General features: G+C 62.8%; 22 protein-coding genes. 7 read left to right on the forward strand and 15 right to left on the reverse strand.

Going from position 1 to position 23,871, the window contains the following annotated elements; genetic code table 11:
- Nucleotides 1-135: 135 nt before the first annotated feature.
- Nucleotides 136-543 carry a hypothetical protein gene (locus NKI59_RS06430; protein ID WP_352703063.1) on the reverse strand — a complete coding sequence of 136 codons (408 nt, stop codon included), beginning with the start codon at nt 541-543 and terminating at the stop codon, nt 136-138.
- On the reverse strand, nt 540-1,235 hold the full coding sequence (locus tag NKI59_RS06435) for a DUF433 domain-containing protein (RefSeq protein WP_352703064.1): 696 nt from the start codon (nt 1,233-1,235) through the stop codon (nt 540-542). The genes NKI59_RS06430 and NKI59_RS06435 overlap by 4 nt, the downstream gene beginning before the upstream one ends.
- Between NKI59_RS06435 and NKI59_RS06440 the strand changes: the two genes are divergently transcribed.
- Nucleotides 1,234-1,365, forward strand: a complete 132-nt coding sequence (locus NKI59_RS06440) for a hypothetical protein (protein ID WP_352703066.1) — start codon at nt 1,234-1,236, stop codon at nt 1,363-1,365. The genes NKI59_RS06435 and NKI59_RS06440 overlap by 2 nt on opposite strands.
- A gap of 199 nt (nt 1,366-1,564) precedes the next feature.
- Here NKI59_RS06440 and NKI59_RS06445 read toward each other — a convergent pair whose 3' ends face one another.
- The 5 genes from NKI59_RS06445 to NKI59_RS06465 all read right to left on the reverse strand — a co-directional run bounded on the left by NKI59_RS06445 (nt 1,565) and on the right by NKI59_RS06465 (nt 7,487).
- A complete protein-coding gene (locus tag NKI59_RS06445; protein ID WP_023675240.1) occupies nt 1,565-2,317 on the reverse strand; it encodes an SDR family NAD(P)-dependent oxidoreductase in 753 nt (250 codons plus the stop codon).
- A gap of 61 nt (nt 2,318-2,378) precedes the next feature.
- Nucleotides 2,379-4,631 (reverse strand): transglycosylase domain-containing protein, encoded by a 2,253-nt coding sequence (locus NKI59_RS06450; protein ID WP_352703068.1) that lies wholly within the window; start codon nt 4,629-4,631, stop codon nt 2,379-2,381.
- A 292-nt stretch (nt 4,632-4,923) separates the two neighbouring features.
- Complete coding sequence (locus NKI59_RS06455; RefSeq protein ID WP_352469413.1) at nt 4,924-5,175, reverse strand: hypothetical protein; 252 nt, start codon at nt 5,173-5,175, stop codon at nt 4,924-4,926.
- 202 nt (nt 5,176-5,377) lie between these two features.
- Nucleotides 5,378-5,998 (reverse strand): ribonuclease D, encoded by a 621-nt coding sequence (locus NKI59_RS06460; RefSeq protein WP_254816792.1) that lies wholly within the window; start codon nt 5,996-5,998, stop codon nt 5,378-5,380.
- 103 nt (nt 5,999-6,101) lie between these two features.
- The gene (locus NKI59_RS06465) at nt 6,102-7,487 is read right to left on the reverse strand and encodes a M20/M25/M40 family metallo-hydrolase (protein WP_352703071.1); all 1,386 of its coding nucleotides are present in this window, start codon (nt 7,485-7,487) and stop codon (nt 6,102-6,104) included.
- Between the two features lie 444 nt (nt 7,488-7,931).
- Here NKI59_RS06465 and polA point away from each other — a divergent pair, with 444 nt between their 5' ends.
- Nucleotides 7,932-10,880 carry a DNA polymerase I gene (gene polA, locus NKI59_RS06470; protein WP_352703073.1) on the forward strand — a complete coding sequence of 983 codons (2,949 nt, stop codon included), beginning with the start codon at nt 7,932-7,934 and terminating at the stop codon, nt 10,878-10,880.
- A gap of 253 nt (nt 10,881-11,133) precedes the next feature.
- Here polA and NKI59_RS06475 read toward each other — a convergent pair whose 3' ends face one another.
- Nucleotides 11,134-11,538, reverse strand: a complete 405-nt coding sequence (locus tag NKI59_RS06475; protein WP_023675234.1) for a Fur family transcriptional regulator — start codon at nt 11,536-11,538, stop codon at nt 11,134-11,136.
- 211 nt (nt 11,539-11,749) lie between these two features.
- On the opposite strand from NKI59_RS06475, the gene NKI59_RS06480 reads away from it, so the two are divergent.
- From NKI59_RS06480 to NKI59_RS06490, 3 genes are all read left to right on the forward strand, one after another.
- Nucleotides 11,750-13,951 carry a caspase family protein gene (locus NKI59_RS06480; RefSeq protein WP_352703075.1) on the forward strand — a complete coding sequence of 734 codons (2,202 nt, stop codon included), beginning with the start codon at nt 11,750-11,752 and terminating at the stop codon, nt 13,949-13,951.
- Between the two features lie 102 nt (nt 13,952-14,053).
- A complete protein-coding gene (locus tag NKI59_RS06485; protein ID WP_031211345.1) occupies nt 14,054-14,434 on the forward strand; it encodes a hypothetical protein in 381 nt (126 codons plus the stop codon).
- Nucleotides 14,431-15,135: a DUF4760 domain-containing protein gene (locus NKI59_RS06490; protein ID WP_023675231.1), complete on the forward strand. Its 705-nt coding sequence runs from the start codon at nt 14,431-14,433 to the stop codon at nt 15,133-15,135. Before NKI59_RS06485 ends, NKI59_RS06490 begins: the two co-directional genes overlap by 4 nt.
- An 84-nt stretch (nt 15,136-15,219) precedes the next feature.
- On the opposite strand, the gene NKI59_RS06495 is transcribed toward NKI59_RS06490, so the two are convergent.
- Nucleotides 15,220-16,302, reverse strand: a complete 1,083-nt coding sequence (locus NKI59_RS06495; protein WP_023675230.1) for a trypsin-like serine peptidase — start codon at nt 16,300-16,302, stop codon at nt 15,220-15,222.
- A gap of 391 nt (nt 16,303-16,693) precedes the next feature.
- Here NKI59_RS06495 and NKI59_RS06500 point away from each other — a divergent pair, with 391 nt between their 5' ends.
- Nucleotides 16,694-17,782, forward strand: coding sequence for a S1 family serine peptidase (locus tag NKI59_RS06500; protein WP_352703079.1), 1,089 nt, complete (start codon nt 16,694-16,696; stop codon nt 17,780-17,782).
- Between the two features lie 67 nt (nt 17,783-17,849).
- Here the strand turns inward: NKI59_RS06500 and NKI59_RS06505 are convergent, their stop codons facing one another.
- Entirely contained in the window at nt 17,850-18,200 is a 351-nt protein-coding gene (locus NKI59_RS06505; protein WP_023675228.1) for a hypothetical protein, read from the reverse strand.
- 190 nt (nt 18,201-18,390) lie between these two features.
- Between NKI59_RS06505 and NKI59_RS06510 the strand changes: the two genes are divergently transcribed.
- Entirely contained in the window at nt 18,391-18,720 is a 330-nt protein-coding gene (locus NKI59_RS06510) for a DUF2934 domain-containing protein (RefSeq protein WP_352703081.1), read from the forward strand.
- Between the two features lie 56 nt (nt 18,721-18,776).
- On the opposite strand, the gene NKI59_RS06515 is transcribed toward NKI59_RS06510, so the two are convergent.
- The 5 genes from NKI59_RS06515 to NKI59_RS06535 all read right to left on the reverse strand — a co-directional run bounded on the left by NKI59_RS06515 (nt 18,777) and on the right by NKI59_RS06535 (nt 23,871).
- Nucleotides 18,777-19,469, reverse strand: coding sequence for a molybdate ABC transporter substrate-binding protein (locus tag NKI59_RS06515; RefSeq protein ID WP_352703083.1), 693 nt, complete (start codon nt 19,467-19,469; stop codon nt 18,777-18,779).
- 117 nt (nt 19,470-19,586) lie between these two features.
- Nucleotides 19,587-20,633: an L-glyceraldehyde 3-phosphate reductase gene (gene mgrA, locus NKI59_RS06520; RefSeq protein ID WP_352703085.1), complete on the reverse strand. Its 1,047-nt coding sequence runs from the start codon at nt 20,631-20,633 to the stop codon at nt 19,587-19,589.
- A gap of 131 nt (nt 20,634-20,764) precedes the next feature.
- Nucleotides 20,765-21,913, reverse strand: a complete 1,149-nt coding sequence (locus tag NKI59_RS06525; RefSeq protein WP_352703087.1) for a Gfo/Idh/MocA family protein — start codon at nt 21,911-21,913, stop codon at nt 20,765-20,767.
- Nucleotides 21,914-21,925: 12 nt separating this feature from the next.
- Complete coding sequence (locus NKI59_RS06530; RefSeq protein WP_023675224.1) at nt 21,926-22,672, reverse strand: sugar phosphate isomerase/epimerase family protein; 747 nt, start codon at nt 22,670-22,672, stop codon at nt 21,926-21,928.
- 86 nt (nt 22,673-22,758) lie between these two features.
- Nucleotides 22,759-23,871 (reverse strand): ABC transporter ATP-binding protein, encoded by a 1,113-nt coding sequence (locus tag NKI59_RS06535; protein ID WP_352703090.1) that lies wholly within the window; start codon nt 23,869-23,871, stop codon nt 22,759-22,761.

Here is a 23,871-nt window from a genome sequence, read left to right on the forward strand (position 1 = left end):
AATATCTCCTTGAGGTACATAGCTTGAACACGGTCGGGGCCGGTAGCTCAGCCGGATAGCGCGCCCGACGCTAATCGGTAGGTTGTGGGTTCAGGTCCCGTCCATCCAACCAGTCATTATCAACGCGCTTGGTGGCTACCGATAACTTGTTAACCGGTGGTTATCGATACTGACCCAAAGTCGCCTAGCGGCCTTCTCGCAGCGAACGGACCATTCGTTCTCTATGAATGACATCGCATGGCCGAGCCTTTTCGCGGTCATCACTGGATCGCAGCCGACGAAAATCAAGTCAAGCTTCGCAAATCGCGGGTTATTGCCCGGAGAGCCGAACCGTTTCACTAGCCTCTTCATATCTAAATCGACGGCAATAAGTGCAGCACTATTGAGGATAGCTGTGCTGGCAACCAGTTCGTCCTTGGCGCCACTTTCCAAAACATCGCCATGATAGATAATTTGATAGCCGCGGTCCAAAAATGGCGACGCCGAGAGAACTGGTGTCCCCTCGTCAAGAAGAACTACTAGAGTTGGTTTTTTTCCCTTCACGCCACTTCTTTAAAATTTATAGCCGCCGCAATGTCTCCGATATTTAGGCTCGGATACTGCTTCTGTATATCTTCAAAAGAATATCCCGCCTTGTGAAAGGATTGTATGTGTCTTACCGGGATTCTCGTCCCCGCGATCACAGGCTGATTTTGAGCGACACCGCGCTTCTGATCAATCTTCCCGACAGTTTGGGCATCACGCTGTCGCATAGCACGCACAGCGTCTTCCATCTTACCAGCCACGACTTGAAGAGGTATCTCCAGGACTCCTTGGCCTGTCGACGTCTCTTCTTTTTGACCCGTCTCGGGGTTATCGAAAACGATTTTCTTGCGGTGGACATATAGCGTCGTCTTTGCCCACATGTCGGCCCCTAGGTGGGCCAGCCTTTCCTTTGCCTTCCGTAGCTCAGGAAACGACACCTTCGATTCGTTGCGGATGGAATTGATAATTTTCAGACAGAGCAGGTCACGGAACCCATAGAGGCGGAGCTCCGCAAGACTGTCGTCTTCCATTTTAATGCTTGGAATGAAGAACTTATCTGTAGCCCAATAGCGGAGTTGTCGGCGGCTGACCCCCGTCAGGCGCACGACTTGTTCCTCCGTAAAGGCGGAAATCACCACGTTTGAATCTGCCTTCGGCATAACGTATCCTAACCCCTCTTTAGGGCCAGAAGAAGAGGCGATGTGCGCCATGAATGAAGCCCACTTGTCACTTTCAGAAGCTTTAAGATCCGGGCGGCTGGAGGAACTTATTGTTCAACAGGAAGTCGCCGGAACCGGTCTTATCGATGAGGCCGCCTTTCTAGAAGCGGCCTCCAAGTGATCAAACACGAGCCACGATCACATCGAATATCGAGTTCTGCATCCTCCGATGGCTCGATCGGAAAGTGAATTTCGGTACCCGTGAACAAAGGGGGAGAAGGCAATGCCAGCGCCGAAATTCCCTTCTCTCGTCACTATGCGGGAGAAGGTCCCGGCAGGGCGATGAGGGGCAGCGCCGACGATTGATAAAACTCAGCCGCTCAAACGTGCTGGCCGCCATTGATGTGTATTTCCGAGCCGGTCACGTAGGACGCCTGCTGCGAGCACAGGAAGAAGATGATGTCGGCGACTTCTGCCGTGGTGCCCAATCTTCTCAGCGGGATGGTCTCGACGATTTTTTCCGTACCCGGCGACAGGATCGCGGTGTCGATCTCGCCCGGCGCAATGGCGTTGACGCGAATGCCGTGGGGGCCGAAATCATGCGCCATCTCGCGGGTCAGCGAGCCGAGTGCCGCCTTCGACGTCGCATAGGCGGTGCCGGCGAAAGGGTGCACGCGGGTGCCGGCGATCGACGTGACGTTAACGATCGAACCTTTGGCCGACGCCAGCTCCTTGAACAGTCCCCGCGCCAGCATGATCGGCGCGAAGAAATTCACCTGGAAGACGTCGCGCCAGACATGCATCGGCGTGTCGATCGAGTTCATGCGGCTGTTGCCGTCCTTGAGCTTGGGCGAGATGCCGGCATTGTTGACCAGCGCATGCAGCTGGCCGCCATGCGCCTCGAGCCGGTGGCGGATTTCCGAGATGGCGATGCCGACATCCTCCTGGTCGGCCAGATCGACCTTGATGTGGTCTTCCGGTCCGGCCGGCCACGGGCAGTCCTCGGCAAAGGCCTGGCGCGAGCAAGTGATGACGCGCCAGCCTTCGCGTGAAAAGCGCTTGACAGTGGCGTGGCCGATGCCACGGCTGGCGCCGGTCAGCACAATGGTCTTTCTGGTGTCGGTCTCTGCCATTCGCGGTCTCCAAACGGGAGATGTAGCGGAACGCGGCAGCGGTGGCGAGGGGGCCTGTTGTTCAGCCGCCTGTCAGGATGTCCAGGATCGACGTCTGCCGCTTGTTGACCGGGCCGCCGACATTGCCGGGCGGCACCGGATGCTTGATCGATCCGGTGGCGCTGTCGACGCCCGGCATGGCCAGGCCGCCGGCATCGACTGTCTCGGCAGAACGCACGGGACGCGAAGGCGACTGGGTGGCTGCTGCAGGCGGCGCCGATTGGCCGACGGAAGCGACCGGCGCCGGCGGCGCCGTGTCGGACGGTATGTCGTCCGGGACGATGGTGTCGGGCGGCGTCGACTTCCAGGTTCCGGGCAGCGGCCGCACCGGCACGCCCTCATGCGCGGCGACCATGAACTCATGCCAGGCCTGCGCCGGCAGCGCGCCGCCGGTGACCTTCTTCATCGCGCTGCCGTCATCGTTGCCGAACCAGACGCCGGTGGTCAGATTGGCGGTATAGCCGATGAACCAGGCATCGCGCGAATTCTGGCTGGTGCCGGTCTTGCCGGCCGCCGGCCAGGCGAACGCCGCCTTCCTGGCCGTGCCGATCTCGACCGTGCCGGTCATCATCGAGTTCATCATGCCGACGACATCGGGCTTGACGACCCGCGGCGCACCGCCGCCATTGTTTTCGTAGAGCACCTTGCCGTCGCTCGTCGTGACCCGGCGGATGAAATGGATGTCGGGCTTATAACCGCCATTGGCGAAGGGAACATAGGCCGAGGTCAGTTCCAGCGGCGTCACTTCCGAGGTGCCGAGCGCGATCGATGTGTTGGCCGTCAGCTCGGACTGGATGCCCATGCGGTGCGCCGCCTCGACCACCGCATTCGGCCCGACTTCCATGGTCAGCTGCGCGGCCACCGAGTTCAGCGATTTTGCCAGCGCCGTCGCCAGCGTCACCTTGCCGAAATATTTGCCGCCGTAATTGTCTGGCGTCCAGTTGCCGATCTTGATCGGCGCGTCGTTGCGCACGCTGTCCGGCGTACGGCCGGATTCCAGCGCCGCCATATAGACGAACGGCTTGAACGCCGAGCCCGGCTGCCGGCGCGCTTCCGAGGCGCGGTCGAACTGGCTGGTCGAATAGTCGTAACCGCCGACCATCGCGCGCACCGCGCCGGAATTGTCGATCGACACCAGCGCGCCCTGGCTGACATTGAGTTTTTTGCCGCTCTGGTCGATCAGCCGGCGGATCGATTGCTCGGCGAGCTTCTGCAGCGTCAGATCGACGGTCGTGTCGACGACGATATCGCGGCGCACGTCGCCGATCAGGTCGGGCAGTTCTTCCATGATCGTATCGGCGACATAGTTTTCCGAGCCGGTCCAGTAGGACGGCGAACGCGTCGCCGGCGCGCTCATTGCCGTGGTCTGCTCCTTGGCGCTGATCTTGCCCTCGTCGCGCATCGCGGCGAGCACCAGCTGCGAGCGCTGCTCGGCCGCCTTCGGGTCGCGCGCCGGCGACAGCCGCGACGGCGCCTTGAGCAGGCCGGCGAGAAGGGCGGCCTCCGACAGCGTGACTTCACGCGCGCTCTTGCCAAAATAGCGGCGCGAGGCCGCTTCGACACCATAGGCGCCAGAGCCGAAATAAACCCGATTGAGGTACATTTCGAGGATCTGGTCCTTCGTATGCTTGTGCTCCAGCCACAGCGCCAAAAGCACTTCCTGCACCTTGCGTTCCAGCGTGCGGTCCGGCGTCAGGAACAGGTTCTTGGCCAGCTGCTGGGTCAGCGTCGAGCCGCCCTGCGAAAAATGCCCGCCGAGCACATTGGTCACCATGGCCCGGGACAGGCCGATCGGGTCGATGCCGAAATGCGAATAGAAGCGACGGTCTTCGATGGCGATGACGGCTTCGGGAATGTAGGGCGACATCTCGTGCAGGCCGACGGCCTCGCCGCCGCTCATGCCGCGATTGCCAAGCAGCTGGCCGTCGACCGAGACGATCTTGATGTTGGGGGCGCGATCGGGAATGGCCCAGGTGGTGGCCGCCGGCATTTTCGCGCCGTAATAGACGACGATGCCGGCAGTGGCGATACCGCCCCAGATGGCCAGCACGAAGCACCAGTAGAACAGCCGGGCAAGCACGCCGAACACGCCGCGCCGGCTTTTGCCGCGCCCGCCGCGCGGCGGCTTGGCCTTGGACGATTTGCGCTTTGCAGCGGCTTTTCGGTTGCTCGGCACGACGCGGTCCTCCTCGCTTACCGAAAAACCGGCCGAGGATCTCGCCCCCGGCGATGCCTCGAAGCTGGGCTCGATGCGGCTGTCTTTCCGGTTCGCCATGCGCTGTGCTGTCTTCCCCATGCCTATGGCGTTGGGGTTGAAGACTAGATGCGGCGGTTTAAAGGCGGGTTAAGTCGGGAAAAATCGAGATAAACTGTATTCAGTCGCTTGCCGAACGGCTGCGGCCCGCGACAGCGCCAAAAGCCGGAAATGAAAAACCCGCCTCGGCGGGCAGGTCGTTGGAGCCAATGAGCACCATAGCGAAATTAGTAGCATAGCTGCCGGCACAAAGCAAGAACAAAATATGCTTTGCCTCAGAATAATCACTTCAGTTCGGCGGTTGCGACAACCCTCAGTCGTCGGCATCCGCATCGTCGGAGGCCGGCCGCCAGCTGATTGGCTCGATCTTCCTTTGCGTATGGCCGTCCGTATAGGCCCACCAGCCGGCATCGCTTTCGTCCCAGTCGCCGCCTGCCGCCTTCAGCCGGTCGAGCGAACGGTATTGCGCGATGCTCTCGTTCATCACGCCGTCGCTGTCCTGCCAGTAGACGGTGACCTTGGAGCCGTCCTTCGGTGCCGTTTCGATTGATTTTCGGGCAGCCATTTTCATTTCTCCCGGTGAAGCGAACGGAACGCCGGGACAAGCGTCTGGTTCCTGGCCGATGGCCTTTAGGAGAATTCGCTCCGGCGAGACATATGGCGTGGTTTTCGAGAACCGGAGCGCAGCGGACATTTGGGTCCGTGAGCACCGGAAGCGGAGAAAACTGCGCCAGATGGCCGCCGGAGTAGAATTATCATGAAGGCCATTAGCTGTGGGCGAAGATATCCTCCTCATCCCAGCCCATCAGGTCGAGTTTCGCACGCGTCGGCAGGAAGCGGAAGCAGGCATCGGCCTCCCTGGTCCGGTTGTCGCGCGCCAGACGCGCGCTCAGTACGTCGCGCAGCCGGTGCAAATAGAGCACGTCGGAGGCGGCATATTCGAGTTGCTCGGGCGACAGCGTCTCGGCTGCCCAGTCCGATGATTGCTGCGCCTTCGACAGGCCGATCCCGAGAAGCTCGAAGCAGATGTCCTTCAGCCCGTGCCGGTCGGTGTAGGTGCGCGTCAGCCGCGACGCGATCTTGGTGCAGAACACCGGCTCCGGCATGACGCCGAAGGCATTGTAGAGCACGGCAAGGTCGAAGCGGCCGTAATGGAAGAGCTTGGTGATGCTGCGGTTCTTGAGCAGGCTGACGAGGTTCGGCGCCTTCTTCTGGCCGGGCGCGATCTGGATGACGTCGGCCGAGCCGTCGCCAGGCGAGATCTGCACGACGCAGAGCCGGTCGCGATGCGGGTTCAGCCCCAGCGTCTCGGTGTCGATGGCGACCGCCCCGACATCGTAATGCAGCAGGCCTGGCAGATCGTTTTTGTGGAAACGTATGTCGCTCATCGTCTTCTCCGGTCGCGGCCCCCTGCAGCGATGCGCGACAGACCATGCCCGTCCTTGCCGCGATCCGGCGAAAAATCAACAAAAACTTGAGTCTGGCGCAATTTCAGCGTGTCAGCGCCTCGAGAATGCGCGCCCAGGAGCGCTGGCCCTTGTGGAAGGAGCTCATCTCGTACTTCTCGTTCGGCGAGTGGATGCGGTCGTCGTCGAGACCGAAACCGACCAGCAGCGATTCCATGCCGAGATAGGTCTGGAAATCGCCGACCACCGGGATCGAGCCGCCGCTGCCGGTCACCACCGCTGGCTTCGGCCATTCGTCGGACAGCGCCTGCTTGGCCTTGGCGAGGAAGGGCGAGTCGTAGGAAAGCTGGATTGCCGGCGAGCCGCCATGCGGATGAAATTCGACCGAGCAGTCCGCTGGCACGCGCTGCCTGGCAAATGCCTGGAAGGCGGCGCGGATTTTTTCCGGATCCTGTTTGTGGACCAGGCGGAAGGAGACTTTTGCCGAGGCTTGCGCGGCGATCACCGTCTTGAAGCCCTTGCCGGTATAGCCGCCGATAATGCCGTTGAACTCGGCCGTCGGTCGCGCCCAGGTGAGCTCGAGCACCGAGCGGCCCTTTTCGCCGGACGGAATCGACAGGCCAATCGGGCCGAGGAAGGTCTCGGCCGTCTCGCCGAGCGACAGCCACGACTGCAATATCTGCGACGGCGTTTCCTCGACGCCGTCATAAAAACCTGGAATGGTGACGTGACCATCCGCATCGTGGATGTCGGCCAGGATCTTTGCCAGGATGCGGATCGGATTGGCTGCCGCACCGCCATAGAGCCCGGAATGCAGGTCGCGGTCGGCGGCGCTCACCGTGATCTCCTCGCCGACCAGACCGCGCAGCGAGACGCAGATCGACGGCGTATCGCGGTCCCACATGCCGGTGTCGCAGACCAGCGCGAAATCGGCCTTGAGCTCATCCGCGTTCGCCTCGAGAAACGGCTTCAGCGACGGCGATCCGGACTCCTCCTCGCCCTCGAACAGGATTGTGATTCGGCACGGCAATCCGCCATGCACCTGCTTCCACGCGCGGCAGGCCTCGACGAAGGTCATCAGCTGGCCCTTGTCGTCGGCCGCGCCGCGGCCGGTGATCACCTTGTGGCCGGGCTCGATCTCCTTGACCGCCGGCGCGAACGGGTCGCTTTCCCACAGCTCGATCGGATCGACCGGCTGGACGTCGTAATGGCCGTAAAACAGCAGATGCGGCGCGCCCGCCGGCCCGTCGTGATGCGCGACCACCATCGGATGCCCCGGCGTGTCGCGCACGCTGGCGTCGAAGCCGATCAGCTTGAGCTCGGCGACCAGCCATTCGGCGGCCTTGCGGCAGTCGGCGGCGTAGTCCGGATCGGTGGAGATCGACTTGATGGCGAGCAGGCCGAACAGGCGTTCCAGGCTCTGGTCGAAGTTCTTGTCTAGGCGGTCGAGAACAGGGGAAACTGCGGACATCTGGCGGGCCTTTCGATTCTGGCGGCGAATCTAGGGCCCATGCGGCGAAACGGAAAGCCCGCGACCGTTGGGCCACAGCTTCCTGTCCAAAGGCAAAAAAATGCCGCCGTGGTGGAGGGGAACCACGGCGGCCTTTACTCGAAACGATGCGGCAGCCCGGAGAGGGGGGATAGGCTGCCGCAAGTGTCCGGGATAGGCGGGGGACGGGCCTTGCTCCGGACTTCGGCGAAAACTGCCGATGGCGTTTATCTGTGTCTGCGAACGTGGCGATTCAAGGGCACAAAAATTACACTTTTGTAACATAGGCGTGAGCGAACAAAGCTCCGGCCAGGCCGCCAGGGCCGGCCAAGCTCGCACGCCATTTGTCAGGGTGTTGCCGGAACCCTTGGCGGAAGCCGCCTTTGGCATGGACCGCGGCGCTGCGCCGCGCTATTCCCTCGTGCCATGAAAAAAGGCGATCATCTCTTCCTTGTCGACGGCTCCGGCTACATCTTCCGTGCCTATCACGCGCTGCCGCCGCTGTCCCGCAAGTCCGACGGGCTGCCGACCAGTGCCGTGCTCGGCTTCTGCAACATGGTCTGGAAGCTGACGCAGGACGCCCGCAACACCGATGTCGGCATCGTGCCGACGCATTTCGCCGTGATTTTCGACTATTCGTCGAAGACCTTCCGCAACGACCTCTACCCCGAATACAAGGCCAACCGCTCGGCGCCGCCGGAAGATTTGATCCCGCAATTCGGCCTGATCCGCCAGGCGACCAGGGCCTTCAACCTGCCATGCCTTGAGACGGAAGGCTACGAGGCCGACGATTTGATCGCCACCTATTGCCGGCTTGCCTGCGAAGCCGGCGCCGACACCACCATCATCTCTTCCGACAAGGACTTGATGCAACTGGTCGGCCCAACGGTTGCCATGTACGACCCGATGAAGGACCGCCAGATCGGCGTTCCCGAGGTGATCGAGAAATGGGGCGTGCCGCCACAGAAAATGATCGACCTCCAGGCGCTGACCGGCGATTCGGTCGACAATGTGCCGGGCGTGCCCGGCATCGGGCCGAAGACGGCAGCGCAATTGCTCGAACAGTTCGGCGACCTCGACACGCTGCTCGCCCGCGCCGGCGAGATCAAGCAGGACAAGCGGCGCGAATCGATCATCGCCAATGCCGACAAGGCGCGCATCTCGCGTGACCTGGTGAGGCTGAAGAACGACGTGCCGGTGACCGAGGGGCTCGACGAGTTCGTGTTGCACGCGCCGGACGGCCCAAGGCTGATCGGCTTTCTCAAGACCATGGAATTCTCGACGCTGACCCGCCGCGTGGCCGAAGCGACCGGAACCGACGCGGGCGACGTTCCAGCCACCCCCGTCACCATAGAGCGTGCCGATACCGCGCATGGCCCCGATATGGGTTTTGGCGTGCCCGCGGCCGCCGAGAGCGCACCGCCGCCGGACGAAGCGGCACTCGAAGCCCCGGCCGCAGCCAAGCAAGGCGACACCCCATCCCTGCTTTCGGCGCTTCGCCTGGAGGCTGCCACCTCCCGCAAGATCGACACCAGCGCCTACGCCTGCATCCGCGACGCCGCGACGCTGAAGGCCTGGATCGCCGAGGCGATGGAGAGAGGCATCGTCGCCTTCGACGTTAAAGCCTCCTCGCCCGATCCGATGCGGGCCGAACTGATCGGCCTTGCCATGGCCGTCGCGCCCGGCCACGCCGCCTACGTGCCGCTTGCCCACAAAAACGGCAATGGCGACCTGCTCGGCGGCGGCGCGGTCGAAAACCAGATCCCGATCCGCGACGCGCTGGCGTTGCTCAAGCCGCTGCTCGAGGACAAATCCGTCCTCAAGATCGTGCACGACATGAAATACCGCCTTGTCGTCATGAGCCGTCACGGCATCGAGATCGGCCCCTATGACGACACCATGCTGATCTCCTACGTGCTCGAGGCCGGCACTCATGGTGGCCATGGCCTGGAGGCGCTGGCCGATAAATGGCTCGGCCACGCGACCATTCCGCTGAAGGAACTGGCCGGTTCGGGAAGAAGCTTCGTCGGCCTCGATCAGGCCGACCTCGGCAAGGCGACGGCTTACGGGGCCGAGCACGCCGACGTCGCGCTCAGGCTCTGGCAGGTGCTGAAGCCACGGCTTGCCGCCAAGGGCCTGGTCTCGGTCTATGAACGGCTGGAACGGCCGTTGGTGCCGGTCCTGGCACGGATGGAGCAGCGCGGCATCTCCGTCGACCGGCAGATCCTGTCGCGGCTCTCCGGAGAACTGGCACAGGGTGCCGCACGGCTCGAGGACGAGATCTACCAGCTGGTCGGCGAACGCATCAACATCGGCTCGCCAAAACAGCTCGGCGACATCCTGTTCGGCAGGATGGGTCTGCCCGGCGGTTCAAAAACCAAGACCGGCCAGTGGTCGACCTCGGCGCAGCTTCTCGAAGACCTCGCCGCCGAAGGCCACGAATTGCCGCGTAAGATCGTCGACTGGCGCCAGCTGACCAAGCTGAAATCGACCTATACCGATGCGCTGCCCGGCTTCATCCATCCCGACACCAAGCGCGTCCACACCTCCTACGCGCTTGCCGCGACGACGACCGGGCGGCTGTCGTCCTCGGATCCCAATCTGCAGAACATTCCGGTGCGCACCGTCGAGGGTCGAAAGATCAGGACGGCCTTCATCGCGGACAAGGGCAACAAGCTGGTTTCCGCCGACTACAGCCAGATCGAATTGCGCGTGCTCGCCCACGTCGCCGAAATCCCGCAGCTCAAGCAGGCCTTCGCCGATGGCGCCGACATCCACGCCATCACCGCGTCTGAAATGTTCAACGTGCCGGTCGAGGGCATGCCTTCGGAAGTGCGCCGCCGTGCCAAGGCGATCAATTTCGGCATCATCTACGGCATTTCGGCCTTTGGCCTCGCCAACCAGCTGTCGATCGCGCGCGAGGAAGCCGGCGACTACATCAAGAAATATTTCGAGCGCTTCCCCGGCATCCGCGACTATATCGATGCGACCAAGGCCTATGCCCGCGAGCACGGCTTCGTCGAGACCATTTTCGGCCGCCGCATCCACTATCCGGAAATCAGATCGTCAAATCCTTCGGTCCGGGCGTTCAACGAGCGCGCCTCGATCAACGCACGCCTGCAGGGCACCGCCGCCGACATCATCCGCCGCGCCATGATCCGTATGGACGAGGCGCTGGAAAAAGCCAGGCTTTCCGCCCGCATGCTGCTGCAGGTGCATGACGAGCTGGTCTTCGAGACGGTCGAAGCCGAGGTCGAGGCGACGATCCCGGTCGTCTGCCACGTCATGGAGAACGCCGCCATGCCGGCGGTGTCGATGTCGGTGCCGCTGCACGTCGACGCCCGCGCCGCCAACAACTGGGAAGAGGCGCATTGAACGTCCCGCGGCCGATCAACTGCGATCTGTAGCGATCTGTCGCGCCCCCTCTGTCCTGCCGGACATCTCCCCCACGAGGGGGAGATTGGCAGCTTCGGCGCTGCATACCATCTTGCACCGTTGGAGATCGGCGAAAACCGGGATAATGGCCGATCTCCCCCCGTGTGGGGGAGATGTCCGGCAGGACAGAGGGGGGCGCTGTCCCGCCGACATCAAAAGGGTCGCCACCGCTATGTCGCGGCCTAACAGCCCTTCAAGCCGCCTCGGCCAAACACTTCGCACAGGTGCCGCGGAATTCGATCACCGCCTTCTTGGCGGCGAAGCCGGTCGAGCGCACCCATTCGTCGAGCCGGTGTCCGACATCGTGGTCGGAGAACTCGGTCACCTGGCCGCAGGTGTCGCAGATGGCAAACGCCGTCATCGAATGGCTGTGGTCGTGCGGCTCGGCACAGGCGACGAAGGAATTGAGGCTTTCGAGCCTGTGCACGAAGCCGGATTTCACCAGCGTGTCGAGCGCCCGGTAGACCTGCAGCGGCGCGCGAAAACCGCGCTCGCGCAGTTGGTCGAGCAACGTATAGGCGCTGAGCGGGCCGCTGGCGGCCTCGAGCTTCTCGAGAACGCAAAGCTGGTTCTTCGTCAATACATCCCTTGCCGCCATGATCCTGTTCCAAGCCGCTCCGTGCCGATCGCTGCCATTTCGCAAGCAGTCGGACCTCTTCCACTGAGATAGCGACGAACTGCCATTTTTGCTACTGTTTCTATTCGCAGCCGGTGGTCGGCTGGCCGGCGGCGCCATATTCAAAATACTGACAAAATCCTCGGCCAGGCTGGCCGTGCTTGGAAATTCGATCGGGCTTGGGGAAGCAATCATGATCAAAGTGACGCGGCGGACGCTGCTTGCCGGCACGTCCGCGCTAGCCGCTGCCGGCCTGGTGCCGTTTCGGGCATTCGCAGCGGCGCGCACCTACCATGCGCTGCTTGTTGCCTGCACCGATTACCCGAACCTGCCGAAGAAAAACTGGCTGATCGGACCGAAAAACGATGCCGGCCTGGTGCGCGATTACCTCCTGAAGTACACGCCCGCGCCGGTGAAGTTCTCAGCCGAAAACGTCGCGCTGCTCGCCAAGGATGTCGAAGGCGCCAACGGACCGCCGACACATGCGGCGATCAAGGCGGCGTTGGCCGATCTTGCCGCCAAGGTCCAGCGCGACGATTTCGTCTACCTGCATTTGTCCGGTCACGGCGCGCAGCAGCCGTCAGCGAACAAGGGCGACGAGACGGACGGCCTCGACGAGATTTTCTTGCCGTCCGACATCGACAAATGGGTGAACCGCGAAAAGGGCGTGCCCAATGCGCTGGTCGACAACGAGATCGGCACCGCGCTCGACGCTATTCGCGACAAGGGCGCCTTTATCTGGGCCGTGTTCGACTGCTGCCATTCCGGCACGGCGACGCGCGCCGCCGAGGTCGACGACGAGTTGGAACGCAAGGTCGAGTTCGCCGATCTGGTCGGCGGCGGCGACGCTGCCAGGGCGGCTGCGGTGAGAGCCTATGACGAGATTGCGTCGGCCGCGCCGCGCGGCTTTGACGAGGACGGGCAGCGCAAGCCGGCGTTCAAGCTGACGCCGACCGGCGCCGAGCCGACCACCAAGGGCAAATTGGTCGCCTTCTACGCGGCGCAGACGGTGGAGACGACGCCCGAGATGCCGCTGCCCAAGGGCACGGCCGATGCACCGCGTTTCGGGCTGTTCACCTTCACCATCCTGTCGAAACTGGCCGAGAATCCCAACATCACCTACCGCCAGCTCGGCCAGGCCGTGCTGCAGCAATATTCGGCGGACGGCCGCACCCGGCCAACGCCGCTGTTCGAAGGGGAACTCGACGCACGCGTCTTCGGCACCGACAAGACAGACGCGGTCATGCAATGGCCGATCGTCATCGAGAACGACAAAGCCACGATCGGCGCCGGGTTGCTGCATCGCCTCACCCCCGGCAGCAGGCTCGCAATATTGCCGTCGGCGCTGTCGCCGCTGTCCGAGGCGCTTGGCTATCTCCAGGTTCAGTCGGCGAAAAACCTGGAAAGCCGGGTCAAGCCGGTCGAGTTCGGCGGCAAGCCGGCGCTCAAGCTGGCCGACATCCCCGCCAATGCCTATGCGCGGCTGGCCGAGCTCGCCGTCGACTACAAGCTCGTGGTCGCGCGGCCGGCAGCGGCCAAAGGCCTCGAGAAAGAGGCCGCGCTGGCGAACTCGGTTCTCGATGAACTGGCGGCCAGGGAGAGCTCAGGGTTCCACATCGCGCTGGTCGAGCCGGGCAAGAGCGCAGATCTGCGTCTCGCAGTGCTGCGCGAGAACGCCATTGCCGGCGCCGCAGAAGATGCCACCGACACGCCGGCGCTGTGGTTCCTGCCGGCTTCGGGCGACATGACGCTCAAGGGCGGCAGCAAGCCGCCGTTGATCGTCATTCATCCGGACGGCCGCGAAAAGTTGATCGAGGCCGCCGCAGGGAATCTGACGAAAATCTTCCGCGCCATCGGACTGTCGAGGCTGGCCGCCGCTTCCGATTATCGGCCGGAAGAGGTCAGCGTCGAGTTCCGGATCAAGCGTTTTGACAGCGACACGCTGCAGCCGATCGAACCGTCGACGGTGCCGCGTGTTTCGCCCGACGATCAGGTCCACGTGCTGGCCAGGAACGGTTCGACCAACCTGGTCGACATCAACGTGCTCTATGTCGGCTCCGACTATTCCATCCAGCATTTTCTTGCCGAGCGCCTGACCGAAGGCGCCGTGCTCGAGGAAGGCCTGTTCAAATTCACCGACACCAGCTTCGGCATGGAGCGGATGATCGCCGTCTTGACCGAAGCACCGCCGCAGAGCGAGAAGCAGGATCTGAGTTTCCTGGCGCAAGAGGGGGTTGTCTCGGTAACGCGCGGACTGGGACAGCCAAGCTTCGCCGACATGCTGGCCGATATCGGCATGGCGCCGGCGACGCGTTCGGCCATGCGGCTGACCGACGACAAGGGGTCGAAGGGCGCCGTGATGATCTTCCCGATGGAGACGGTGCCACGCGCCTGAGGCGGGGTCAGGTGCCCGGCCGGGCCTCTTGCCTAACCGGCTGATAATGAACATTCTTCGACCGCCGCTGTCGGCGGCCGAACGGAACGGATGAGGGCGTTCGTGAACAGGATCGTATTTTCGTGGCGCGCAACAACCGCCGGCCTTGTCGCCGGGCTGTTGCTGGCCGCGAATGCTTCGGCGGACGAGGCTTGCGGCCTCTGCGCCAAGGAGGTCGTCATCAATTCCGAACTGGCGAGTTGCTTTCTCGACCAGTACGACCAGATTGCCAAAACCGGCAACGCCGCCGTCGTCGTCGATCTCAGCAGTTGCACCTCACGCGGCGTGGTCGAGCCGTTGCCGTCGCCGGGCAAGGCGCAGGTGGCGCCTGACGTGCAGTTCATCGTTTCGCGGGCGCAGCTGGATTGCCTGAAGAAGAAGCTGGAGGCGCCGGGCATCGTGCTCGACCCGTCCGCCACCATAGAACTGGACAGCTGCGGATGACGAAAGCGGGGGGCAACGCAACGCAGCAGGCAGTGACGGCGCCGGTACCGCAAAAGAAGCCGGTGTCGCTGCCGGAAACCGTCGAAGGCCTGCCGTGGGTGAGCAATCACGAGGTCAAGAAGGAGGCGAACCCATTCACCGATCGCGACTGGCGCATGCTCGTCTATGCCTGGTCCGGATTGCTGGTGCGCCTGGCGATCATCTTCACCTTGATCTTTTCGGTCTACCAGTTCCTGGCGAACCAGGAGCAGAAGCGCGTCGAGCAAACGATGTCGCTGGTCGAGCTCTGGGAAAGCAAGGATTACCAGCAGGCGCAACGGGCCCTCAAGCAACGCCTGGCGGCGCTCAACGCCAAATACAGCAATCTGCTCAGTGCCAATCCGACGCCGACCGAGGAACAGGTGTTCAGACAGCGCATCGGCATCGAAGCGATGAGCGCAACCGGCGGCGACATGCCGCTTGCCGAGTTCAGCGACAATTTCGACCGCATCGTCTATTTCCTCAACCGCCTTTCCTTCTGCGTCGAAGGCAGGCTGTGCTCGCGTGAGGTCGCCGACTCCTATTTCCGCGACTATGCCGCTTCGTTCTGGAGCTATTTTGCCGGCTATATCGACAAGGAGCGCAAGGCCGGTTCACCGACTTTCGCCCAGCCGATCGAGAACTATGTCCGCCAGGCGCCACCCTCGGCCCAGTCCAGATAATCCCCGAAAAATGCGAAGCCGGCGACGGAAATGCTCCGCCGCCGGCAGGTTTTCCGCGACGATCGCGGCCGAAATTCTGCAAGCCTATTTGTACAGGCTGTTGATCCACTGGACGTTGATGGCGTTCAGGCGCACGGCGGTATTGGCATCCGGGCTCTCGGCCACGTTCACGCCGGTGATGACGCGCTGCTTGGAGCCATTGTCATAGGCATAGACCGAGCTGCCGCTCGATCCTGGATACGTGTCGCAGTCGTACTGGAAATACTCCGTGGCGATGTGTTCGGCGAGCACTTCGCAGGTCGCCTTCCACATCGTGCCCATCGGCTTGTCGCCGGGATAGCCGACGATGTTGGCGGTGAAGTCGCCGAGATCCACATAATTGGCATAGCCCAGCCAGCCGAGATTGGTGCCGACATCCTGTTTCAGGGTGACGATGCCGAGATCCCACGGCACGACCGAGCCGTAAAAGCCCTGGTAATTGTCGATGAAGCCCTGGACGATATAGGCGCTTTCATAGGTGAAGGCGCCGAACGGTGCGTCGTCGGCGGTCTTGCCATTGAGAGCCGGGACGAACAGGATATCGTCCAGCCAGGCCTTGTCTTCGTGGCTGTAGAGGCAGTGCGCCGCGGTGAGCACCGTGCGCGGGCCGATCAGCGTCGCCGAGCAGCTGCCATAGCTGCCGCTCTTCGATTTGCCTTCGAGATAGCCGATCGCCGTGAACGGGTAGGTTTTGGTATTCTTGATCTGCTCGCGGTCGTCCGTCCCGAACACCTGGCGGCCGGCCTCTTCGCCTCCGCTCAGCCCGGAATTCTCGGACTTCTGTCCCTCGGCGGGCGCGTTCATTTCCTTGATGACAAGGTCCTTCAGCGTCTCGTTCGGATCGATCTTGATGTCCTTGCCATCGGCGGAGCGGCCGACGATGCCATAGGATTTGACGGCCGTTGCTTCGTCGGTGAGCGGCGCGGCGCGGTTGGCCTCGTCCTCGGTCAGTTTCGGCGGGGCGATCGGTTTCGCCCGGCCAGGCTTGTAATCGCCCGATGTCACATCCCGCATGCTTTCGCCGTTGCCGGCGTTGGCGGAACCTGGCTCGGCAGCCAAGGCAGGAACCGCCCACATTGCGGTGGAAAGCAACGCGGACGCAATAATGCACTGTGTCAGTTTTGTCATGGTGAGACTCTCCCAAAAGTCAGCAAGGACTGGATCAAGATACAGAAATATTGTCGAGATCGTGGTGGCGCAGAAAAATGAAATTAGTTACCGGTGTCTTTACCGGGCCATTATTCAGTGCAGCCAGTTTAGGTCCCCGCCAAAAAAGCCTGCAACGGTATACTGCCTAAAATAATCCAACATTGGCAACGACAAATTGCTTCCACATAGCCCGTGGAGGGCTATAGGATTTTGGGCGGGTTTGGCTCGACAGCACGACTAGCAGAAATGGTGCTCGGCTTTGTGACGGATCGTGCTTCGCCGTGGAGCATGATCTCACCGGCCGGTTCCATTTCAGTGGATCATGCGTCGGCGACTGACCTGTCGGGAACATCGTCTCAGGGGGTTCGAGGTGAAGATCATCCATAGGTTCAGACCGATTGCCGCCGCCGCGCTGCTCGGCATCGCGGCGGCCGTGCCGGCCGTCAATTCCGTTCATGCCACGGACGCCGCCGCCCGGCCGGAGGCGGCGATCTCGCCGATGAAACGCGTGGCCGAGGCCAGGGCAAAGGCCAGGGTGGAGAATCCCGACGGCGCCGATCGCGTCTACGGCGGCAAAGAGGCCGAGAAGGGCGCTTACCCGTTCCAGGTGGCATTGCTGACCACCAACAGACTGGACAAAAGCCCGGCCTCGCAGGCGAATGCGCAGTTCTGCGGCGGCAGCCTGATCGCGCCGCAATGGGTGCTGACGGCGGCGCACTGCCTCAATGACGACGGCGGGCCGATTTCGCCTGATGTGGTCACCGTGCTCACCGGCGCCACCGATCTGAGCGAGGGCAAGCGCTACAAGGCGGTGGAGATCATCGTCAACGAGGGCTATAGCGAGCAGACGCTGGACAACGATCTCGGCTTGATCCGGCTGGCCGCGCCGGCCGATGCCCCGACCATCAAAATTGCCCGTGAGCCGACACCGGACGCCGGCAAGACGACGGTCACCGGTTGGGGCAAGATGCAGGACGGAACGTTTCCCACCGCGCTGATGGTCGCCGACCTGAACCTCCAGCCGAACGCAACCTGCAACAGCGGCATCAAGGCGATTTATGCGCATGATTTGAAGGCAGCGCTCGGCGAGCTCGCCCGCCGCATGCGTTATTCGGAAAGGGGCATCGAGGCGGCCGCCAACGCGATTGCAGCCGATATGGCCGATCCGCTTACCGGCAACATGATCTGCGCCGGCACCGCCAGCGGCGAGCGCGACGCCTGCAATGGCGACAGCGGCGGGCCGCTGTTCATGACCGGCGCCGATGGTCCGGTGCAGGTCGGCGTCGTCAGCTGGGGCGAAGGTCCGGCCGACGGCGGCACCGCCTGCGGCCACAAGAACGCCTACGGCATCTACACGCGGCTGGCCAATTACACCGGCTGGATCGAGGAGAAGATGAAGACGGCGGCGCCCGCAGCGCCCAAATCCCTCGGCACGGCGCAGAAGCCCGCCACGCCCTGACCGGTGTCATCTGCCGAATGACGGCGGGAGCAATCCCGCCGTTTCTGCCCGGAACCTTAGGTTGGGACTAGAACCAGCGATCGCGGCGCTGGTCTGTGGCGGCCAAGGCGAGGCCGAGTAGCGCCCCTACGGCCGCTCCGAGTATGAAGGCGGACGATATTGTGCCGGGATTCTCCTGGACAACCCCGGACACTGTCTGCGCCCTGTTGCGCAGGGCTTGTGCCGTCCGCGAGGCGCGCTCAGCAGCGTTGCCATACCAATCGCCGGCGTCCTCGATCGCCTCTTCCGCGCGTTCCGCCAAGGTTCGGTTGATCTTGTTGATCTCGCGCCTCAGCTGCGCGACCTGCTTCTCCAGGGCTTCCTGAGCTTCACGTTGAGTCATCTTCGGTGCTGCGGATTCGTTCGGTTCGTCGGCCATGGTAATCTCCTTTGCTCAGGCTCGGCTCAACGGCCGGCCCACTGTGCAGGTTCCTCCGCAAAACGCGTATGTCCGGTGTTTGTTCGGTGAGAAACCGGCTTTTGTCCGGCATGTCTGCGAATTCGGCATCAACATCGGATCGTTCCGGCGCTCCCCGCGTTGGTGAAAACGCCACAAGGGAGGAACCGCCATGGACAACTATCGGCATGAAAAAATTCGGCAGCGAGCCTATGAAATCTGGGTGCGCGAGGGGCGTCCGCACGGCGAACATGAGCGTCATTGGCAGCAGGCGAAACATGAGCTTGACCTCGACGACGCGACAACGGTGCCGGCAGATGATGGCGCGACCGATCGCGGTCCGGCTGGAACGATCGCCAGTTCCGACGTTCTGACGGTCGAGGCACTGGCGATGCGCACCGGGATTACCGGTGATCAGGCGCAAGAGCTGATCGACAGGCTTGGCAACGACAGGGCGACGCTGGAGGAAGCCGCGCGGAACCTCAAGGCAGCCGAAAGTTAGAGCGTGTTTGAGAAGGGGATTTCCAGCGTGGCTCTGGCGTACTTCATCGCACGCTCTTAGCGGCGCTCGACACCCCTTGCCGCCAGCATGTCATCAACGGCTGCCGACATCAGAAATGCCGACAGCTGGTTGGCCGCTTCTGCGTCCGTCGAATCGGCGCTGATGCCAATGGCGAAGTCGACGTAACTTTGGAGTTCTGCAGGAAACCGACCGACAAGCACGACCTCGGGAGCGGCCGCGAGAATCGAAGTCACGGGAACGACCCCCAACTCGGCTTCCCCACGGCCCACGGCCGGCGCTGTCTGCCCTCCTGGTATGGCCACCAGCTTGGGCTCCACCTCATCCGCTATCCCCAAACGTTCCAGCAAACCGGAGAAGTAGCCACCGCTAGTTCCTTCACTGGCGTAGGCGATCGATCTGGCGCTCTTCAACGCCTGTTCGAATGCTTCCACGGACCCGATGTCGAGCGGTCGACTGCCTGCCTTGGCTGCCACCCCCATTGCTATCCGGCCAAATGCCACCTGGCTCCCCGCCTTGACCTTTCCCGAGGCAGTCAGATCCTGAACCAGGTCCGGATTGGTGATGACGAGGTCAAAAGCTTCCCCAGCTTCAATCTGCTTCTTTACGGTCGGATTGAGCTCCCACCTGACCGCAACTGTGAATCCCGTGGCCGTTTCGAACCGGGGTATGAGAGCTAGGATGGCGGGGCGGACCGCAATAGCGCCAAAAAGCCGGATTTCCTGATTCATCGCCTAACCCCGAATCGGACGAAACGACCTTCTTGCAATACCCATCCAGCTGCCCGGCCATTCTATGCTCAGCGTCCCGGAAGCCGTCGCCCTTCGGCCACCGGATGCCGTCATCGCCTACTTCCTCGGCGGCCCCTTGCGCTCGGCCGATGCCGCCCAGAGATTGATATCCGACTCGCGGGCAAAGGTGTCGATCTCGGCGAGCTCGGCATCGCTGAAGTCGAGCGCCTTCAGCGCGCCGACACAATCCTCGACCTGTTCCGGCCGGCTGGCGCCGATCAGCGCCGACGTCACCCTGCCCCGGCGCAGCACCCAGGCCAGCGCCATCTGCGCCAGCGTCTGGCCGCGGCGACGGGCGATGACGTTCAGCGCCTCGATATTGGCGATCGACTTGTCGTTGATGAATGCCGGGCGCAGCGACTTGCCCTGGCTGGCGCGGCTGCCATCGGGGATGCCGCCGAGATATTTGTCGGTCAGCATGCCTTGCGCCAGCGGCGAGAACACGATCGAGCCGACACCAAGCCCCTCCAGCGTATCGAGCAGGCCATCATCCTCGACCCAGCGGTTGAGCATCGAATAGCTCGGCTGATGGATCACGCAAGGCGTGCCGAGCTGCTTCAATATGTCGGCGGCCTCGCGGGTGCGCTGCGAATTATAGGAGGAAATGCCGGCATAGAGCGCCTTGCCCGAGCGCACCGCGTGATCGAGCGCGCCCATCGTTTCCTCCAGCGGGGTGTCGGGGTCGAAGCGGTGCGAATAGAAGATGTCGACATAGTCGAGCCCCATCCGCTTCAGGCTCTGGTCGAGGCTGGCCAGGACATATTTGCGGCCGCCCCATTCGCCATAAGGTCCTGCCCACATTTCGTAGCCGGCCTTGGTCGAGATGATCAGCTCGTCGCGATAACCGGTAAAGTCCGTCCGCAGGATCTCGCCGAACGCCTGCTCCGCCGAGCCGGGCGGCGGGCCGTAATTGTTGGCGAGGTCGAAATGCGTGATGCCGAGATCGAACGCCTTGCGCGCGATCGCCTGCTTGGTTCTATGCGGCGTGTCGTTGCCGAAATTGTGCCACAGCCCAAGCGAGATCGCCGGCAGCTTCAGGCCGGACCGCCCGCAGCGATTGTAGACCATCTTTTCGTAGCGGTTTTCGGCGGGAACATACGGCATGGGAAATCCTCATATCGAAACGAGCCGACAGCTGCCGCCGCGACAGTGGGGCAAGTCGACTCCGGCCCACCCTTAGCCTCTCCCCGCGCAAACGGGGAGAGGCTTTTTGCGGTGCTTGGGAGGTGCGCCGCCTACTTGGTTTTCTGCTTCGCCAGCAGCTCCTTCGCCGCCTTGACGCCGAGTGCCGCGGGCCGCTCGCAGCTGGTCTGCATGGCGACGAACTTTCCGGTCTCGCCCGAACGCAACAGGCCGGTCATGACGTCGACGGCATGCAGCGCCAGTTCCATCGAGCAGCGGTGCGGCCGGCCTTCCCTGATCGCGATCGCCATGTCGGCCAAACCGGCGGTGCGGTAGTTGGCCATCATGCCTTGCGAATGCATCTCGTTGGGCACGCCGAACGGATGCGGCCATTTCGGCAGCTTCTTCACCGGTTTGGCGGCTTCGGTGTAGCGCACTTCGCCGCCGAAGAAGTTCGGATCCGGCACGAACACCGTGCCCGCCTCGCCATAGAGTTCCATCGGCGCGTGGCCATGGCTCCAGACATCCCAGCTGGTGTTGAGCGTCACCATGGCGCCGTTCTCGAATTCCAGCACGCCGTGGATCGTCGTCGGCGTGGAGACCGGGATCTTTTCGCCGGCGCGCGGCTTCGAGCTGATGATGCGTTCCGTCATCGGGATCGAAGCGAAGGCCGCGACCTGCTTCACCGGCCCGATCAGCTGGATCAGGTTGGTGATGTAATACGGTCCGATATCGAGCACCGGCCCGGCGCCCGGCTGGAAGAAGAAGTCCGGATTGGGGTGCCAATGCTCCATGCCATGGCTCATCACATGACAGGTGCCGCTGGTGATCCTGCCGAGCCTGCCGGTGTCGATCAGGTCGCGGACAAGCTGGTGCGCGCCGCCGAGGAAGGTGTCGGGCGCCGAACCGATGCGCAGCCCCTTGCTTTCCGCCCGTTTCTTCAGGTCGAGCCCTTCCTTGACCGACAGCACGAAGGGCTTCTCCGAATAGACGTGCTTGCCGGCGTCGAGGATCTGCTTCGACACCTCGTAATGCACCGCCGGAATGGTCAGGTTGACGATGATGTCGATATCGTCGGCCTTGAGCAGCCCCTCGACGGTCTCGGCGCGCAGCTTGAACTCTTTTGCCCGCGCTTTCGCCGCTTCCATGTTGATGTCGGCGCAGGCGCGCATCTCGATGCCGCGAAACAGCGGCGCCAGCGAGAAATACGCCTTCGAGATGTTGCCGCAGCCGATGACGCCGATGCCAAGTTTTGTTGCCATGCTGATGTGCTCCTAATAGGTCTTGGCGGCTGCGATCGAGCGGCGGGCGAAGCGCTCGATATCGTTGGGATTGTCCTGTTCCATGACGTAGTATTTTGCGGCGCTTTTGGCGCGTAGCGCCTTGATCAGGCCGGGCCAGTCGATGGTGCCGTGGCCGACGTCGGACCAGCCGTCCTCGTCGAGGCCCTCGCCCGGCTTGGCCAAGTCCTTGACATGGACGGCGACGATGCGCTTGCCGTGCTTCTCGATCCAGGGCAGCGGATCGACGCCGCCGCGCACCACCCAGGCGACGTCCATCTCCCAGCCGATGTCGGGCGCGGAGGACAGGATGTGGTCTTGCGGCACCGAGCCGTCGGCGAGCGCCTTGAACTCGAAATCATGGTTGTGCCAGGCAAAGCCATAGCCGGCTTTCCTGGCCGTCTCGCCGACCTTGGCCAGGCGTTCGCCGAAGCCGCGCCAGCCGGCTGTGTCGGCCGGCCTGAACTCGGCGTTCAGGAACGGGCAGATGAGCAGCGTGATGCCGAGCGCGTCGGCCGTCCTGCGCACGCCGTCGAAATCCTTCTCGAGCGCGTCGATCGAGAAATGCCCGGTCGGCATGGCGAGCCCGTTCTTGTCGAGCTCGGCACGGAACGCCTTGGGATCGTCATAGACGCCGCCGAACCCTTCGACTTGGCTGTAACCAAGCTCCCCCAGCATCTTGAGCACGCCCTCCCAGGGCTGGAAATTGCGGGCGCTGTAAAGTTGGAATGACCAGTTCATCGTCTCTGTCCGTTTTCTTGTGGATGGTTAGTTTTGGGGGGATGAGTCTTGGGGGAGTGGAAGAGTCTTGGGAGGCTAATCATGCTCTAGAGGCGGTTACCCGTGGCGGCGTCGAAAAGCGAGGCGCGCATCGGGTCAAAACCGATGCCGACCGCCTCGGCGTTGTTTGGCGTGCGCTCGGCTGTCACCCGCACCGTGAAATTCTGGCCGCCGAGCTTCAGCCAGACCAGCGTGTCGGAACCCATGGGCTCGACGACCTCGACATTTGCCGTGGCTGCGAACGGCCATCCCGTGCCGCTGTTGAACGCCACATGCTCGGGGCGGATGCCGAACACGGCCGGCCCCGGCACCGGGTCCTTTTCGAAAGCATAGGTGGCAAGCGGTATCCGCACATCCTCGGCGACAAAGTGCCAGTCGCCTGCCGCCTGCTCCAGTCTGCCGTCGAGGAAGTTCATTGCCGGCGAGCCGAGGAAGCCGGCGACAAACCGGTTGACCGGCCGGTTATAGATGGTCTGCGGCGCATCGAGCTGCTGGATGACGCCGCCCTTCATCACCGCGATACGGTCGGCCAGCGTCATCGCCTCGATCTGGTCGTGGGTGACGTAGATCATGGTGTTCTCGAGCTTGCGATGCAGCAGCTTGATCTCGACGCGCAATTCCGCGCGCAGCTTGGCGTCGAGGTTGGAGAGCGGTTCGTCGAACAGAAAGACATCGACGTCACGCACAAGTGCGCGCCCGATCGCCACGCGCTGGCGCTGGCCGCCGGACAGCGCCGCCGGCTTGCGATGCAAAAGCGGTTCGATCTGCAGGATCTCGGCGGCCCGGGCGATGCGCTTGGCGATCTCGTCCTTGGCGAGGCCGGCAACGCGCAGCCCGAACGACAGGTTCTTCTCCACCGTCATCTGCGGATAGAGCGCGTAGGACTGGAACACCATGCCGATGCCGCGATCCTTGGGCTCTTCCCAGGTGACGTTCTTGCCCTTGATGAAGATGCGGCCTTCGGAAACGTCGAGCAGCCCGGCAATGCAGTTGAGCAAGGTCGACTTGCCGCAGCCGGACGGGCCGAGCAGCACGATGAATTCGCCTTCGGCAACATCGAGGTTGAGCGTCTGCAGCACCGATATCGCACCGAAATTCAGCGACAGGTTCTGGATCGAGACGCTGGTGCCGTTTGTCGCAATGCTGCCGTTTGCGTTCAT

Source organism: Mesorhizobium sp. M0598 (assembly GCF_040320865.1).
GTDB lineage: Bacteria > Pseudomonadota > Alphaproteobacteria > Rhizobiales > Rhizobiaceae > Mesorhizobium.